Here is a 13417-nt window from a genome sequence, read left to right as displayed (position 1 = left end):
GGCGCCCAGGTCACCGACGGCTTCCTCTGCGCCTCCGCCGGTACCCGGAACGCCGCCCGTGCATGACGCCGTCACGGCGCGGACGCACCCGGGTCTTCGAACAGCAGGGCCGTCGCGATTGCCGCGACTCCCTCGCCGCGACCGGTCAGGCCCAGTCCATCCGTCGTGGTCCCCGACACGGAGACCGGCGCCCCGGCCGCCGCGCTCAGCACCGCCTGGGCCTCCGCGCGCCGCCGGCCGAGCTTGGGCTCATTGCCGATCACCTGGACGCCGATGTTCCCCACGCGGAACCCGGCTTCGCGGACGATCCGGGCCGCCTCGGCGAGCAGGCGCGCTCCCCCGGCACCGGCCAGCTCCGGCCGGTCGACTCCGAAGTGGGCGCCCAGGTCCCCCGCGCCCGCCGCGCTGAAGAGCGCGTCGCAGCACGCGTGGGCGGCCACATCGGCATCCGAATGGCCCTCGAGGCCGCGCATGCCCTCCCAGTGGAGCCCCGCAAGCCGCATCGGCCTCGTCGGATCGGCCGAGAACGCGTGCACGTCAGTACCGACCCCCACCCTCGGGATTGCCGCCTCCTCGCTCATGCGCCCTCCTCCAGCAGGGCCCGCGCCACCGCCATATCGATGGGATACGTGATCTTCAGGGCCCGCTCGTCCCCGGGCACGCCGTCCACTCCGACACCGAGGCGCGCCACCAGGGAGGCGTCATCCGTCGCGCTTGGATCCGGGTCCGCCAGCTGAGCGGCATGCGCCGCGCGCAGCACGGGCAGCGCAAACCCCTGCGGGGTCTGGACCCGGCGCAGGCCGGTGCGGTCCACATTGCCGTCGAGGGGCTCACACCGCACGCCGCCGCCCGCGCAGGGGCCCGCCGCGTTGGGCCCGGCTGCGGCAGCGGCCGCGCCGATCCGGGCGACGGCCGCACCGGTCCCCACGCCGTCGGCCTCCGCACCGGTCCTCACGCCGTCGGCCTCCGCGCCGGCACCGGCACCTGCCGTGCCATCCCCGGAACCACCGGGGCCCTCCTCTGCGCTCTCCGCGGCGGACGCGCCCACCGCGGCGATCGTGTCCGTCACCGGCAAGACCGGCACGACGGCCTCGCTGCCCGCCCGCACGGCCGCGACGACCCGAGCGAAGACGCTCGGGGGCGTCAGGCAGCGCGCAGCATCGTGGACCAGGGCGACACGCGCGGCGGGGAAGGCGGCAGCGGCCGCATCGAGCGCGGCGGCCACGGAGGCGACGCGGTCGGCACCACCGGTGGTGACGAGGACGGGCACGGCACGCGGGGCCTCATCCGTCGCTCTGTGTGCAGCTGCCGCGGCCGCCGCAGCGGCGATCTCCCGCGCCCGCTCCTCCCAGCCCGCCGCTGCGGCGATGGCCACGGCGTCGATCGCACCGGAGGCCAGGGCCCGCTCCAGGCAGTGCTGGAGCAGGGTGGCGCCGGCCAGCTCGACGAAGGCCTTGGGTACGGCGCCTTCCAGGCGCGTCCCGCTGCCCGCGGCGGGGATGACGAGTATGCAGCTCACGGGGTCACTCTATTGCGCCGCGGCATGGCGCCGCGGTGCGCGCGCGTTCCACGCCGCATCCCCGCCGCCCTGCCCACGCCGCACCGCACAGCGCCCCACGCGCACCGAAGGCCGGTCCCCGCAAGGGGGACCGGCCTTCGCGGCGGGCACCGGGAGTGCCGGTGCGGGGCGGATCAGCTGGCGAGGACCTCGTCGAGGAGCGCCTCGGCCTCGTCCTCTTCCTTCTCCTCGGCAAGCGCGAGCTCGGACACGAGCACCTGCCGCGCCTTGGCGAGCATGCGCTTCTCACCGGTAGACAGTCCGCGGTCCTGCTCGCGGCGCCACAGATCGCGCACGACCTCGGCGACCTTGATGACATCGCCGGACTGGAACTTCTCGAGGTTCGCCTTGTAGCGGCGCGACCAGTTCGTGGGCTCCTCGGAGATGTCGGCGCGGAGGACCTCGAAGACCTTCTCCAGCCCCTCTTCGCCCACGACGTCGCGCACGCCCACGAGGTCGCAGTTCTCGGCGGGGACCTCGATCGTCAGGTCGCCGTGCGAGACCTGCAGCTTGAGGTAGAGCTTCTCCGCTCCCTTGATGACGCGGGTCTTGACTTCTTGAATCGTTGCAGCGCCGTGGTGCGGATAAACGACGGTATCGCCGACCTGAAAGCTCATGCTGGTGTGATCCCCTTCCCGTGGACTTCCAGTTTACCATGAGGCACGCCACAGATGACCGCCAGATTCGCCCCGCAGTGTGATAGTGAGCTGGGCAATCGAGCGGATCAGTCGTTCTACACGCGGTCAAAGAACGGGTAGGATGAGCCGTGAATCAGATGTGAACACCCGGCGTGCGCACCCGCGCTGCCCATCGCTCGGATCTGGCAGACCCCGTCGTGAAGTCCAAGGAGCCCCCACCGTGAAACGGCCTTTCCGCGCCGCCCTTGCGGCAGCCGCAGTCGCCCTCGCCCTCCCGGTCACCGGATGCGCCGCGCTCATCTCCCCGCAGCAGACTCACGAGTACCAGTACAACGGCGGTGACGGCGCGGGCACGTCGCTCGACGGCGTCGACGTGCGCGGCCTGCTCCTCATCTCCAATGACGAGGGCAAGTCCCAGCTCTTCTACACGATCGTCAACACGAGCCAGCAGTCCGCGCGCGTCGACATCAGCGTGGGCAGCGTCAACCGCTCGGAGACCGTCGCGGCCGGCAAGACGGTCATCCAGGACCCCAAGAACGCCAAGTCGCAGTCGAAGAAGGAGCTGATCGTCAGCGGCCTCGACGCGAAGCCGGGCGAGCTCACCGACGTCGCCGTAACCATCAACGGCACGAAGCAGGAGGTGCCCACGCAGGTCCTCGACGGCAGCCTCTGGTACTACAAGACCCTCGCGCCCTCCGATGCTCCGGCGAGCACGGCTCCGGTGCCGAGCGGATCGGCCACCTCGGGTGCCCAGGACAGCGCCGGCGCCGAGGACGAGGCCACCGCCGACCAGTGAGCCTGCCGGCCCCCGCCGGGCGAACCCGCTAGGCCCCATCCCACGGGGCCCACGACACGGGCCACACGCCACGGGCCCTCGACACGGGGCCCACGACACGGGCCACACGCAGATCGACGCCCCACCCGCTTGGGTGGGGCGCCGATCTGCGTGGGCGCCGGCTTCCTCGGACACCCCACGCCGGCTCGCTGCGGGCGCCTACGCCTCGAACTTGTAGCCCAGGCCCCGCACGGTGATGAGCAGCTTGGGGTCGGAGGGCTCCACCTCGATCTTGGCGCGCAGCCGCTTGATGTGCACGTCGAGGGTCTTCGTATCGCCCACGTAGTCCTGGCCCCAGATGCGGTCGATGAGCTGGACGCGCGTCATCACCCGGCCGGCGTTGCGCACGAGCATCTCGAGCAGCTCGAACTCCTTGAGCGGCAGCGAGAGGTCCGTGCCGCGCACGGAGACCACGTGGCGGTCCACGTCGATGCGCACCCCGCCGGCCTCGAGGACGCTGTCCGACTCGCCATCGGCCTCCGCGTTGCGCCGCAGCACCGCGCGCACCCGGGCCAGCAGCTCGCGCGAGGAGTAGGGCTTCGTCACGTAGTCGTCGGCGCCCAGCTCCAGCCCCACGACCTTGTCGATCTCCGAGTCCTTGGCCGTGAGCATGATGATCGGCACGTTCGACTTCGCCCGCAGGGAGCGGCAGACCTCCGTGCCCGAGGCCCCGGGCAGCATGAGATCGAGCAACACGAGGTCCGCGCCGGTGCTGTCGAATTCGGCGAGCGCCTGCAGGCCGTCGGCCGCGACGGCGACGTCATAGCCCTCCTTGCCCAGCAGGTACGACAGCGGATCGGAGAACGATTCCTCGTCCTCGACGAGCAGAATGCGTGTCACGTCGGTTGCTTCCTTTGCTGTTGGTCTTCGCCTGCGTCCGCAGCCCGGGCGGGCTCCGGCTGTCCTGTGGCCGCCGAGGCGCGGGCCGGCTCCTCGTGCTCCGCCCCCTGCGGTCCCTGCGCTTCCTGCGCTTCCTGCGCTTCCTGAGCACCCGCCGCACCCGGTCTACCCGGTCCATCCGGCAGATCCTGTGCCCCCTGCGCGTCCCGCCCGCTCGGTTCGGGCTCCGCCCGCCCGGCTGCGGTGTCCGCCGTCTGACCCGCCGCGGCGCCGGGGAGGGCACCGGGGGCGTGGTCGAGCAGGATCCCGTCCTCCTGGGCGGCCTCGAGCTCGGTCGTGTCCGCGGGGCCCGCAAGGGGCAGGACGATCGTGAATGTCGATCCCTGCCCCAGCTTGCTCCACACCCGCACGTCCCCGCCGTGGGAGGCGACGATGTGCTTGACGATGCTCAGCCCGAGGCCCGTGCCGCCGGTCATCCGCGAGCGGGCGGGGTCCACCCGGTAGAACCGCTCGAAGACGCGCTCGGTGTCCGCCGTGCTCATCCCGATCCCCTGATCGGTCACCGAGATCGCCACCTGCTCGTCCTCGATCTTCGCCCCGATCCCCACGCGCGTGCCCTCGTTGGAGTAGTTGATCGCATTGTCGATGAGGTTGCGCATGGCGTTGACGATGAGGTCGTGGTTGCCCGCCAGGTGCCAGTCGCCGACCGGCGCCACCTGCAGGGTGATGTTCTTCGCCTCGGCCCGCGTGCGGGCGCGGTCCACGGCCTCGTCGATGACCGCGTCGATCGCGACGAGCTGCGTGGCCGAGGGCGCCTGGTGGTCCTGCACGCGGGAGAGGTCGATGATCTCCTGGACGAGCTGCGTGAGCCGGCGGGACTCGCGCTGGAGCTTCTGCCCGAACCGGGCGACGGCGACCTGGTCGTCCGCGCAGTCGACCACCGCCTCGGCGAGCAGCGACATCGCCCCGATGGGCGTCTTGAGCTCATGGGACACATTGGCGACGAAGTCCCGGCGCACCGCATCGACGCGCTTGGCCTCCGTCTGGTCATCGCAGAGCACGAGCACGTAGGCCGTGCCCAGGGGCGCAACTCGCGCGTGCAGCGAGCGGGCCGTGCGGCGATCGGAGCTGCGGGCGCGCTCGAACTCGAGCTCCTCGATGAGCCCGCGGGCGCGCACGCGGGCCACGGTCTCGGACAGCTCGGCGGCGGAGAGCATGTGCCCACGGACCAGGCCGTAGGTGTACGCGGCGGGCGACGCCTTGACGACATCGTCGCCGGCGTCCACGACGATCGCCGCGGAGGGCAGGACCGCGAGGACTTCCGCGATGCCCTCGGGAAGCTCATAATCGGAGTGGAGATCGGCGGCGGACCGGCTGCGCTCGGACAGGCGGAAGGCGAGGATGCCGCAGATCCCCAGCGCCAGGCCGATGACCCCGGTGATGAGGCCGACTACCATTACGTCCACACGCTCAGATTAGCCTGCGCCCGCGGGCGCGCGGCTGCCCAGCGGCCACATGTACACCAGTTGTCAGCACCTGTTCACCCGCCGGCCAACCGCGGTTCACCCCCCGCTGACAGCCTGGCTGGCGGCGCCCCCGCTTTCGCCGCACGCCGCCCTGCCCGCCCCACCGTCCCGGACGAAAGGACCCTGCGCCATGCGCGAAGTCTTCAAGAACGAGCTCGACGCCATCGCCGATGAGCTCGTGAGCATGGCCCGCCAGGTCACCGCCGCGATCGACAGCGCCACCACGGCCCTGGAGACGAACGACCTGCCCCTTGCCGAGCAGGTGATCTCCGGCGATGCCTCCGTCGATGCGATGCAGGCCGAGGTCGACCAGAAGTCCGCCCAGGTCCTCGCGCTCCAGGCGCCGGTCGCCGCCGACCTGCGCGTCATCATCTCCGCGCTGAAGATGAGCGTGGCGATCGAGCGCATGGGCGACCTGGCCCGCCACATCGCCGCGCAGGTGCGCATCCGCTACCCCGAGCCCGCGGTGCCCGCGCAGTTCTCCGAGGTGTTCTCGCAGATGGGGCGCGCGGCCCACCGGATCGGCGAGGCGATGATCACGCTCCTCGACGACCCCGGCACCGCCGCGGTGCCCATGATCGCGGCGATCGACGAGGAGCTCGACACCCTGCACCTGCGCGTGTTCACGATCATCGGCGAGCTCGCCGCGGGCGACATCACGCCCTCGCAGATCGCCGACGTCACGCTCATCTCCCGCTACTTCGAGCGCTTCGGCGACCAGGCGGTCAACGTCTCGCGCCGCGTGGAGTACCTGCTCACCGGCAACTGGGAGCCCGCGCTCTCCCAGCGCCCGCAGCAGTAGGCGCACGTGGCCGGCGCGCACGGGGCCGCCGAGGTGTCACCTCGGCGGCCCCGTGCGTGCGCCGGCCGTGCGGCCGGCCCGGGTCAGCGGCCCTGCGAGGCCACCTGGCCGATCGCGGCCTGCGCGGCGTCCGGATCCAGGTACTGGCCGCCGGGTGCCACGGGGGTCAGCGACTCATCGAGCTCGTAGTGCAGCGGGATGCCCGTGGGGATGTTGAGCGAGGGGATGTCCGCGTCGGAGATCCCGTCGAGGTGCTTGACGAGCGCGCGCAGCGAGTTGCCGTGCGCGGTGACCAGCACGGTGCGGCCGAGCTGCAGGTCGGGCACGATCTGGTCGTACCAGTAGGGCAGCAGCCGCTCGACGACGTCGGCCAGGCACTCCGTGCGCGGGATCGCGTCGCCCAGATTGCGGTAGCGGGCCTCGCCCGCCTGCGAGAACTGCGAGGCATCGTCGAGCACGGGCGGCGGGGTGTCGTACGAGCGGCGCCAGATCATGAACTGCTCTTCGCCGAACTCGTCGCGGATCTCCTTCTTGTTCTTGCCCTGCAGCGCGCCGTAGTGGCGCTCGTTGAGCCGCCAGCTGCGCTTGACGTCGATCCAGGACAGGTCCGCGGCCTCGAGCGCCAGGCTCGCCGTGTTGATGGCGCGCTTGAGCCGCGAGGTGTAGAGGACGTCGGGGGCCAGCCCGGCCTCGGTGATGAGCTCGCCGGCGCGCACGGCCTCGGTGCGGCCCTTGTCCGTCAGCGGCACGTCGACCCAGCCGGTGAAGAGGTTCTTCTGATTCCATTCGCTCTCGCCGTGGCGCAGCAGCACAAGGTTGTACGTCATGGCGCCATTGTGCCACGCGCCGTGAGGGCGCTCACGGCGCGGCGGGCGGCTGCCCCGCGGGATCCGCGTGGGCGCTGAACGTGCCGAGGAACTCGTTGTCCGGGCCGCTGAGCAGCGATTCGAACGCCTGGAGGTTGCGCGTGGACTCCCCGCGGGCGATGCGCCAGGCCCACTCGCGCTTCATCGAGGTGAGGAAGCCGAGCACCAGGAGCTCGTTGAACGACTCATCCGCGGCGCTGAGCAACCGGCCCATGAGCTGGTCGACGAACGGCTCGTCCCAGGCGGCCAGCGGCACCGACGCATCGAGGTAGATGTCCCCGAGCGCATCGATGGAGAAGGCGAGGCCGCGCAGCTTCGCGTTGCGCCGCAGGAGCCACGCGTAGACGGCCTCCTCGTTCTCATCCGCGTGGCGTATGACGAACGCCTGGAGATCGGCGCGCTCGGCGCCCAGCCGCACGGACACGACAGTCTTGAGCTTCTTCTCCCCGGGCAGGCTCACGACGAGCTGGCCGCCTGCGGCACGCTCGACCTCGACCTCCGCCCCGCGGGCCCAGTCGAGCAGCACCCGCTGCGCGTCCGGGGCCGTGCTCTCACCCGATGCTGCGCCGGACTGCGGCTCACTCACGATGTCTCACTCACGATGCGACCTCCCGGTTGTCCTGCCGCGCGCCCTGCGCGGCGGCTGCGGCGCGTGCGGCACCCGGGGCGGGCAGCGGCGCGGCGGTCACGGCTGCCGCGGCCGCCGCGGTCGCGGTCGCGAGGGCGTCCAGCACGCGCTGCACGCAGGTGCCCCAGTCGAAGCGCTGGGCCGCCCGGTGCGCTGCGGCGCCCAGGCGCGCGCGCTCGGCTGGCCGGCGCAGCAGGCTCTCGAGCTCGCGGGCCCACGCCTCGGGCTCCGCCTGCGCGACCAGCCGGCCGGTGGTGCCGTCGTCCACGACGGAGACCAGCCCGCCCACCGCGGAGGCCAGCACGCAGGCGCCGGCGGCCTGCGCCTCGGCGGCGGCGAAGCCGAACGACTCGCTGCGCGAGGGCACGATGACGATGTCCGCGGCCCGGTACCAGTCGGCCAGGACGGGGGCCGGGACGGGCGCGCGGACGGTGAGCTGGCCGGCCACGCCCGTGGCCTGGGCGAGGCGCTCGAACGCGGCGGTGTCCGGGCCGCCGGAGCCGGCGCCGAGCATGTCGAGCTCGACCCGGGCGGCCAGCTGCGGGTCGCGCGCGCGCAGGCGGGCAAGCGCCTCGATCGCGAGGTCCGTGCCCTTGACGTGCTGCATCCGGCCCACGCACAGCACCATGAGGTCCGCATCGGCGCGGCCGATCGCGGTGCGCGCGGCCTGCACCGGGCCCGGGCGGAAGACTTCCCGGTCGACACCGGGCGGGGCGATGACGGTGCGGCGCCGCGCGGCGCCCAGCAGGCCCTCGAGATCGCGCGCCTCGGCCGCGGTGTTGGCGACGAGGAGGTCGGCCTCCCGGGCGAGCCGGGCCTCCGCGGCGAGCCGGCGCGCGGGCTCGCGGTGGCCGGCCGTGTCGCGCTCCTTCACCGCGGCCAGCGTGTGGAAGGACACGGCGAGTGGGGCGGGCGCGACTGTGCCGGGCCGGGCGGCCGTGCCAACCGCCACGGGCTGGGCACCGGGGGCGAGCGCTCGGGCCTCGAGGGCGGCGAGGCCGGATATCCAGTAGTGGGCCCACACGGCATCGCAGTCGCCGTAGGCGGGGTGCGCGGCCAGCTGGGCGGCCAGTCGCGGCAGGTCGGCGGCCAGGGCCTCCTTGTCGCCGGCCGTCGAGGCCAGCCGGTGCAGGCGGATGCCCGGGCCCAGTTCGGCCGGGGCGGCCGCCCCGGCCGTCGCGGGATCGGCGGTGAAGACCTCGACGCGGTGGCCCATGGCGGCAAGGCGCCTGGACGTGGCCGCGGCGTAGACGTTCAGCCCGCCGGCATCGCCCTGGCCGGGCTGCGCCGCCGGCGAGGTGTGGAGGGAGAGCACCGCGATTCGCACGCCCCCGAGTCTACTGGCCGGGCACCGGGGCCGGCGAGGCCCGGCCCCGGGAGCGATGAGGCACGGCCTCGGGCGCGGCGGGGCCGACCCGCGCGACGAGCGCGCGAGGCCAGCAGGACGGGTGAGGCCCGGGCACTGCGAGCGCCCGGGCACCTCGACCACTCGGGCACCTCGACCACCCGGACACCTCGATCGCACGGGCACAGTGGCCAGCCGGACACAGCGCCCAGCGGACCGGCCGTAGAGTGTCCCCATGCCCGCCCTGAAGCCCATCGGCACGATCACGCGCGGGACCACGAACCCCAACCGGTTGAGGCGCGTGGACCGCTATGCCGCCTTCCTCCTCGAGCCCGTGCTGCGCCGCGACTCGGACCGCCTGGTCGTGGACCTGGGCTACGGCGCCACGGGCGCCACCCCGGCGGAGATGCACGCACGGCTGCGGGCGGTGGGCCCGCGGGTGCGCACCCTGGGCCTGGAGATCGACCCGGCGCGCGTCGCGGCGGCCCAGCCCTGGGCGGGTGAGGGGCTGTCGTTTGCCCGCGGCGGGTTCGAGCTGCCCGTCCCGGACCCCCCGGTCCTCGTGCGCGCCTACAACGTGCTGCGCCAGTACGACGAGGCGCAGGTGCCGGGCGCATGGGCCCGCCTGACAGCGGGACTGGCGCCCGACGGCGCGCTCATCGAGGGCACGTGCGACGAGATCGGCCGGACGTGTGTCTTCGCGGTCCTGCCGGCCGGCGCAGCCCGGCCCGCGACGCTTACGATCAGCGTGAAGACGGACGTCATCGCCGCTCCCTCGCAGGTGGCCGACCGCCTGCCCAAGGCCCTCATCCACCGCAACGTGCCGGGTGAGCCCGTCCACGACTGGCTGGCCCAGCTCGACCGAGCATGGGCCTCGGCGGCCGGGATCGGCAGCCTCTCACCGCGCCAGCGGTGGCGGGCCATGTGCGCGGCGCTGCGCGCGGCCGGCGAGCCCGTCCTGCACGGCCCCGCCCGCTGGCGGCTGGGCGAGGTCACGGTGCCGTGGGAGCGCGTCGCCCCGCGCGGCTGACGGCGGCAGCGGCCCGCCAGCCGGGCGGCCGCCGGGCGGCTCAGTCGTTGAAGAATTCGGTGAGGATGCGGCGGACCTCGGAGCGGCCGCGCCACAGGATCGAACCCGGCGGCAGGATCTCCAGGCGCGCGGCGGGGAAGGCCGCGGCATAGGCGCGGGCGATCTCGACCGGGTGCGAGGGGTCGTCCTCGTGGGTGAGGACGAGCACCTCGCCCTCGAAGTCCGCCGCGGCACCGGGAGCGTCGACCGCGATCCGCTCCGCGAGGCCCACCCCGTCGGACATGTCCGTGTCGAAGAGGGCATCGACCTTCGCGCGCACCCAGGCGCGGGCAGGGGCCATGGTCTGCACCTCGGCGGGCTCGCGCGCGAGCAGCTCCGCGGCCAGCGCCTCGCGGTCACCAGACGCCAGCGCTTGCCGGATGCGCTGGGAGTAGTCGGCGTTGCGCGCGGCGAGCTGCGGGCCGAACCCGTCCCAGGAGGCGGGCAGCACGAAGGCGACGCGCTCGAGGCGGGCTGCCTCCGGGGCCCGTTCGGTGATGAGACGGGCAAGGCCGCCGGCGCTCATCGACACCCCCAGTGCCCGCGTGGCCCCGGTGTCGGCCAGCGCGCGGGACAGCTGCGCGGCGATCGTCGCGTAGGTCCAGTCGGGCCCGGGCGAGGGCCGGCCGCCGTGGCCGCCCAGGTTGACGAGCACCCGGGTGCCCTCGATGCCCGAGGTGAAGGGGCGGGTATCGCGAATCGAGCCGGAGAACCCGTGGGCGAAGAGCGTGACGGGCTCGCCCGCGCCGAACGCGGCGGTGTAGCCGGTCTCGGGACCGGGCAGATTGCGGTCCGCGTGCGGAGCGGTGGGCTGGGACGAGCTCATGCGCACCACCCTAGTCGCGGGGCTCAGCGGCCCCGGAACTTCGGGTCGATGGAGCGCACCGCCTTGCGCACGTCGAGGAAGTACACGGCGGCCGCCACGAAGCCCAGGATCGAGACGAACATCGGCATGATCGACAGCGGCGGCATCGCGAGGAACCCCACGACTGCGGCGCCCCCGAGGATGCCGCACCAGCCGCCCTTCGTCAGCTTGCCGGCGGCGCGATAGGCCTCACCGGAGTAGCGCAGGGCGTCGATGAGCGCCACGAGCTCGAGCAGGAAGACACCCACCGTGATCGCGATGAAGAGGTAGCTCTGTGCCGTGCCGATGATCCCGAGTCCCGTGCCCATACCGGCGAGGCTATCAACGCAGCCTGCGTCCGGCCTGATCGCGGGGCCGCCGGCGGTGCGAGCGGGTGTCCGCGCGGGCAGACCGCCGCGCAGGGAAGGCGGCGGTGTGCGCAGGCAGCGGCGCCGGGGCCGCGGCGGCGGGGCTCACGGCAGGCCGAGCAGGCGCAGGAGCGCGCACGCGCCCATGGCGATGACGACGCACACGAGCATCGGCACCCGGCACACCGCTGCGACGATGCCCACGCCCACGCCGATCGGCCGGGCAGGGCCCACGAGCTCGTGGCCCTCGAAGAACATGTTCGACATCGCGACGGCGACGATGAGCACCACCGTCGCCCGGTCGATCCACACGCGCGCTGGTGCCGGGGCCGCCGCGTCGTCGGGCGAGCTCGCCTGGGCTCCGACCCGCACGCCGAGGCGCCGGATGAGGTACGTTCCGCCCGCCAGTCCGGCCAGCGAGAGCAGGAAGACCACCGGGCTCATCGCAGGCCCCCGTTCCCACCGCCCGCACGGCAGCCCGCCGACGCACCGTCCGAGGTGCGGGGGGAGCCGTCCGAGGCGCAGCGCGAGCCATCCGCGATGCGGGCGGAGCCGTCCGCTCCCGCGGGCTTGTCTGCGCCGCCCGGCGCAGGAGCGTCCGCCACCGCTGCCGCGGTCTTCGCGGCTGAGCCGCATGCACCGCCGGCGGCATCCGCACCGGCCCCCGCGTGGTGGCCTGCCGGTGTCGCCGACTGCTCGGACGCGCGCCGGGCCCGCCGGCTGCGCGCGGCGGTGAAGCCGGCCGCCGGGAGCAGGGCTGCGAGCGCGACCACCGCGCCCAGCCCCAGGGGCAGCACCGGGGTGGCGGCGAATGCGAGCAGCGCGCCGCCGGCGGCGGTGATGCCGAGGAACGGGCTGCGCATGTCCTGGACGACGAGGCAGAAGAGGATGACGGGGAACGCGGCGTCGAGGCCCAGGCGGTCCGCGTCGATGACCGAGCCCAGCAGCTGGCCGAGCGCCGCGCCGCCCACCCAGGCGGGGAACAGCAGGAGGGCCATGAGGACGAAGGCGTCCCACCGGCCCCGGCGCGTGGTGCCGGTGCGGGCCAGGGCGACGGTCTCGTCGTTGACGAGGTGGGCGCCCAGCCACCGCCGCCAGCCGCGGGGGGCGTACTCCCCCATGCTCATGCCGAACGCGAAGTTGCGGGTGTTAACGAGCAGGCCGCCGAGGACCGCGAGCACGGGGGCGCCGCCGGCGGCGATGACGCCGACGAACGTGAGCTCGGCGGCGCCGCCCGTGGCAACCGCGGCGAGCAGCACCGTCTGCCAGAGGGGGAAGCCCGCGGACTGCGAGATGGCGCCGTAGGACAGGCCCACCGCCAGGATCGTGAGGAAGATGACGAGGCTCGCACGGAACTGGGCGGGGGTGATCGTCTCCGGCAGCCAGCGCGGCACCGTTCTCCATAGCGAACGCATGTTTGCTATAGTGCACGCGACGCACGTGTTCGTCAAGATGGACGAGCGTCCAATATAGTGGTCCGCATGGATGCGCCAGAGCAGCCCGGCACCCCGGTGCGCGGCACCGAGCGGCCGGCCGACGCCTCGGCGGCGGAGGAGCAGAAGCAGCGCATGGCCGCAGCCCTGCAGCGCGAGCGCGCGCGGCTGGGGCTGAGCCTCAGCGAGGCCGCCAAGCGGGCAGGGGTGAGCAAGTCGACCCTGTCGCAGCTGGAGTCCGGGACCGGCAACCCGAGCGTGGAGACCATGTGGGCGCTCGCGGCGGCCTACGACGTCCAGCTCTCCCAGCTGCTCGACCCGCCCCGCACCCGCATGTCGGTGGTGAGGTTCGCAGACCTCCCCCAGCTGCCGTCGTCCACCTCCCACTACGCCGCCGCCCTGCTGTCGGCGAGCCCGCCGGGCGCGCGCCGCGACGTCTACCTCATCACCGCCGAACCCGGGCCGCCGCGCGCCTCGGCACCCCACCCAGCGGGAACGGTCGAGCACGTGATCCTCGCGGCGGGGCGGGCGCGGCTCGTGTGCGACGGCGATGCGGAGACCATGGACGCCGGCGACTACCTGAGCTACCCGGGCGACACCCCGCACAGCTTCGAGGCGCTGACCGCGGGCACCATGGCCGTCTACGTCATCGACAGCTGAGCGCC

16 protein-coding genes are annotated in these 13417 nt (G+C 73.5%); 4 read left to right on the top strand and 12 right to left on the bottom strand.

Going from position 1 to position 13417, the window contains the following annotated elements:
- Window positions 1-71: 71 nt before the first annotated feature.
- The 3 genes from ispF to BRM1_RS12305 all read right to left on the bottom strand — a co-directional run bounded on the left by ispF (window position 72) and on the right by BRM1_RS12305 (window position 2175).
- Window positions 72-581 (bottom strand): 2-C-methyl-D-erythritol 2,4-cyclodiphosphate synthase, encoded by a 510-nt coding sequence (gene ispF, locus BRM1_RS12315; protein WP_160953907.1) that lies wholly within the window; start codon window positions 579-581, stop codon window positions 72-74.
- The gene (locus tag BRM1_RS12310) at window positions 578-1519 is read right to left on the bottom strand and encodes an IspD/TarI family cytidylyltransferase (protein WP_160953908.1); all 942 of its coding nucleotides are present in this window, start codon (window positions 1517-1519) and stop codon (window positions 578-580) included. The genes ispF and BRM1_RS12310 overlap by 4 nt, the downstream gene beginning before the upstream one ends.
- A gap of 173 nt (window positions 1520-1692) precedes the next feature.
- Entirely contained in the window at window positions 1693-2175 is a 483-nt protein-coding gene (locus BRM1_RS12305; protein ID WP_160953909.1) for a CarD family transcriptional regulator, read from the bottom strand.
- 241 nt (window positions 2176-2416) lie between these two features.
- On the opposite strand from BRM1_RS12305, the gene BRM1_RS12300 reads away from it, so the two are divergent.
- Window positions 2417-2992, top strand: a complete 576-nt coding sequence (locus BRM1_RS12300) for a hypothetical protein (RefSeq protein WP_160953910.1) — start codon at window positions 2417-2419, stop codon at window positions 2990-2992.
- A gap of 198 nt (window positions 2993-3190) precedes the next feature.
- On the opposite strand, the gene BRM1_RS12295 is transcribed toward BRM1_RS12300, so the two are convergent.
- Window positions 3191-3871: a response regulator transcription factor gene (locus tag BRM1_RS12295; protein WP_160953911.1), complete on the bottom strand. Its 681-nt coding sequence runs from the start codon at window positions 3869-3871 to the stop codon at window positions 3191-3193.
- Window positions 3868-5328: a sensor histidine kinase gene (locus tag BRM1_RS12290; RefSeq protein WP_268529846.1), complete on the bottom strand. Its 1461-nt coding sequence runs from the start codon at window positions 5326-5328 to the stop codon at window positions 3868-3870. Before BRM1_RS12290 ends, BRM1_RS12295 begins: the two co-directional genes overlap by 4 nt.
- A 199-nt stretch (window positions 5329-5527) precedes the next feature.
- On the opposite strand from BRM1_RS12290, the gene phoU reads away from it, so the two are divergent.
- Window positions 5528-6199: a phosphate signaling complex protein PhoU gene (gene phoU, locus BRM1_RS12285; protein ID WP_268526300.1), complete on the top strand. Its 672-nt coding sequence runs from the start codon at window positions 5528-5530 to the stop codon at window positions 6197-6199.
- A gap of 83 nt (window positions 6200-6282) precedes the next feature.
- On the opposite strand, the gene BRM1_RS12280 is transcribed toward phoU, so the two are convergent.
- Genes BRM1_RS12280 through BRM1_RS12270 form a run of 3 tightly spaced genes read right to left on the bottom strand, consistent with a single transcriptional unit; the run spans window position 6283 to window position 9020 of the window.
- The gene (locus BRM1_RS12280) at window positions 6283-7026 is read right to left on the bottom strand and encodes a phosphoglyceromutase (protein WP_160953913.1); all 744 of its coding nucleotides are present in this window, start codon (window positions 7024-7026) and stop codon (window positions 6283-6285) included.
- Between the two features lie 31 nt (window positions 7027-7057).
- Window positions 7058-7651: a YbjN domain-containing protein gene (locus BRM1_RS12275; protein ID WP_268526297.1), complete on the bottom strand. Its 594-nt coding sequence runs from the start codon at window positions 7649-7651 to the stop codon at window positions 7058-7060.
- 10 nt (window positions 7652-7661) lie between these two features.
- Window positions 7662-9020 (bottom strand): glycosyltransferase, encoded by a 1359-nt coding sequence (locus BRM1_RS12270; protein WP_268526295.1) that lies wholly within the window; start codon window positions 9018-9020, stop codon window positions 7662-7664.
- Between the two features lie 253 nt (window positions 9021-9273).
- Here BRM1_RS12270 and BRM1_RS12265 point away from each other — a divergent pair, with 253 nt between their 5' ends.
- On the top strand, window positions 9274-10068 hold the full coding sequence (locus BRM1_RS12265; RefSeq protein ID WP_268526293.1) for a class I SAM-dependent methyltransferase: 795 nt from the start codon (window positions 9274-9276) through the stop codon (window positions 10066-10068).
- A 40-nt stretch (window positions 10069-10108) separates the two neighbouring features.
- Here BRM1_RS12265 and BRM1_RS12260 read toward each other — a convergent pair whose 3' ends face one another.
- From BRM1_RS12260 to BRM1_RS12245, 4 genes are all read right to left on the bottom strand, one after another.
- Window positions 10109-10933, bottom strand: coding sequence for an alpha/beta fold hydrolase (locus BRM1_RS12260; protein WP_268526291.1), 825 nt, complete (start codon window positions 10931-10933; stop codon window positions 10109-10111).
- 23 nt (window positions 10934-10956) lie between these two features.
- Window positions 10957-11280 carry a DUF2516 family protein gene (locus BRM1_RS12255; RefSeq protein WP_160952936.1) on the bottom strand — a complete coding sequence of 108 codons (324 nt, stop codon included), beginning with the start codon at window positions 11278-11280 and terminating at the stop codon, window positions 10957-10959.
- A 144-nt stretch (window positions 11281-11424) separates the two neighbouring features.
- Window positions 11425-11763 carry an AzlD domain-containing protein gene (locus BRM1_RS12250; protein WP_160952937.1) on the bottom strand — a complete coding sequence of 113 codons (339 nt, stop codon included), beginning with the start codon at window positions 11761-11763 and terminating at the stop codon, window positions 11425-11427.
- Window positions 11760-12734, bottom strand: coding sequence for an AzlC family ABC transporter permease (locus BRM1_RS12245; protein WP_268526290.1), 975 nt, complete (start codon window positions 12732-12734; stop codon window positions 11760-11762). Before BRM1_RS12245 ends, BRM1_RS12250 begins: the two co-directional genes overlap by 4 nt.
- Before the next feature lie 66 nt (window positions 12735-12800).
- Between BRM1_RS12245 and BRM1_RS12240 the strand changes: the two genes are divergently transcribed.
- Window positions 12801-13412 (top strand): helix-turn-helix domain-containing protein, encoded by a 612-nt coding sequence (locus tag BRM1_RS12240; protein ID WP_268526289.1) that lies wholly within the window; start codon window positions 12801-12803, stop codon window positions 13410-13412.
- The last annotated feature ends 5 nt before the right edge of the window (window positions 13413-13417 follow it).

This window comes from Brevibacterium sp. BRM-1, assembly GCF_026802075.1.
Lineage (GTDB): Bacteria > Actinomycetota > Actinomycetes > Actinomycetales > Brevibacteriaceae > Brevibacterium > Brevibacterium rongguiense.
The sequence above is the reverse complement of the archived record's forward strand: the minus strand, read 5'-3'. Positions and strand labels throughout refer to the sequence as shown.

Coding starts and splice junctions, on each gene's coding strand:
- ispF (WP_160953907.1), bottom strand. CDS start 581: ATGAGCGAGGAGGCGGCAATCCCGAGGGTGGGGGTCGGTACTGACGTG.
- BRM1_RS12305 (WP_160953909.1), bottom strand. CDS start 2,175: ATGAGCTTTCAGGTCGGCGATACCGTCGTTTATCCGCACCACGGCGCT.
- BRM1_RS12290 (WP_268529846.1), bottom strand. CDS start 5,328: ATGGTAGTCGGCCTCATCACCGGGGTCATCGGCCTGGCGCTGGGGATC.
- phoU (WP_268526300.1), top strand. CDS start 5,528: ATGCGCGAAGTCTTCAAGAACGAGCTCGACGCCATCGCCGATGAGCTC.
- BRM1_RS12280 (WP_160953913.1), bottom strand. CDS start 7,026: ATGACGTACAACCTTGTGCTGCTGCGCCACGGCGAGAGCGAATGGAAT.
- BRM1_RS12265 (WP_268526293.1), top strand. CDS start 9,274: ATGCCCGCCCTGAAGCCCATCGGCACGATCACGCGCGGGACCACGAAC.
- BRM1_RS12260 (WP_268526291.1), bottom strand. CDS start 10,933: ATGAGCTCGTCCCAGCCCACCGCTCCGCACGCGGACCGCAATCTGCCC.
- BRM1_RS12255 (WP_160952936.1), bottom strand. CDS start 11,280: ATGGGCACGGGACTCGGGATCATCGGCACGGCACAGAGCTACCTCTTC.
- BRM1_RS12250 (WP_160952937.1), bottom strand. CDS start 11,763: ATGAGCCCGGTGGTCTTCCTGCTCTCGCTGGCCGGACTGGCGGGCGGA.
- BRM1_RS12245 (WP_268526290.1), bottom strand. CDS start 12,734: ATGCGTTCGCTATGGAGAACGGTGCCGCGCTGGCTGCCGGAGACGATC.
- BRM1_RS12240 (WP_268526289.1), top strand. CDS start 12,801: ATGGATGCGCCAGAGCAGCCCGGCACCCCGGTGCGCGGCACCGAGCGG.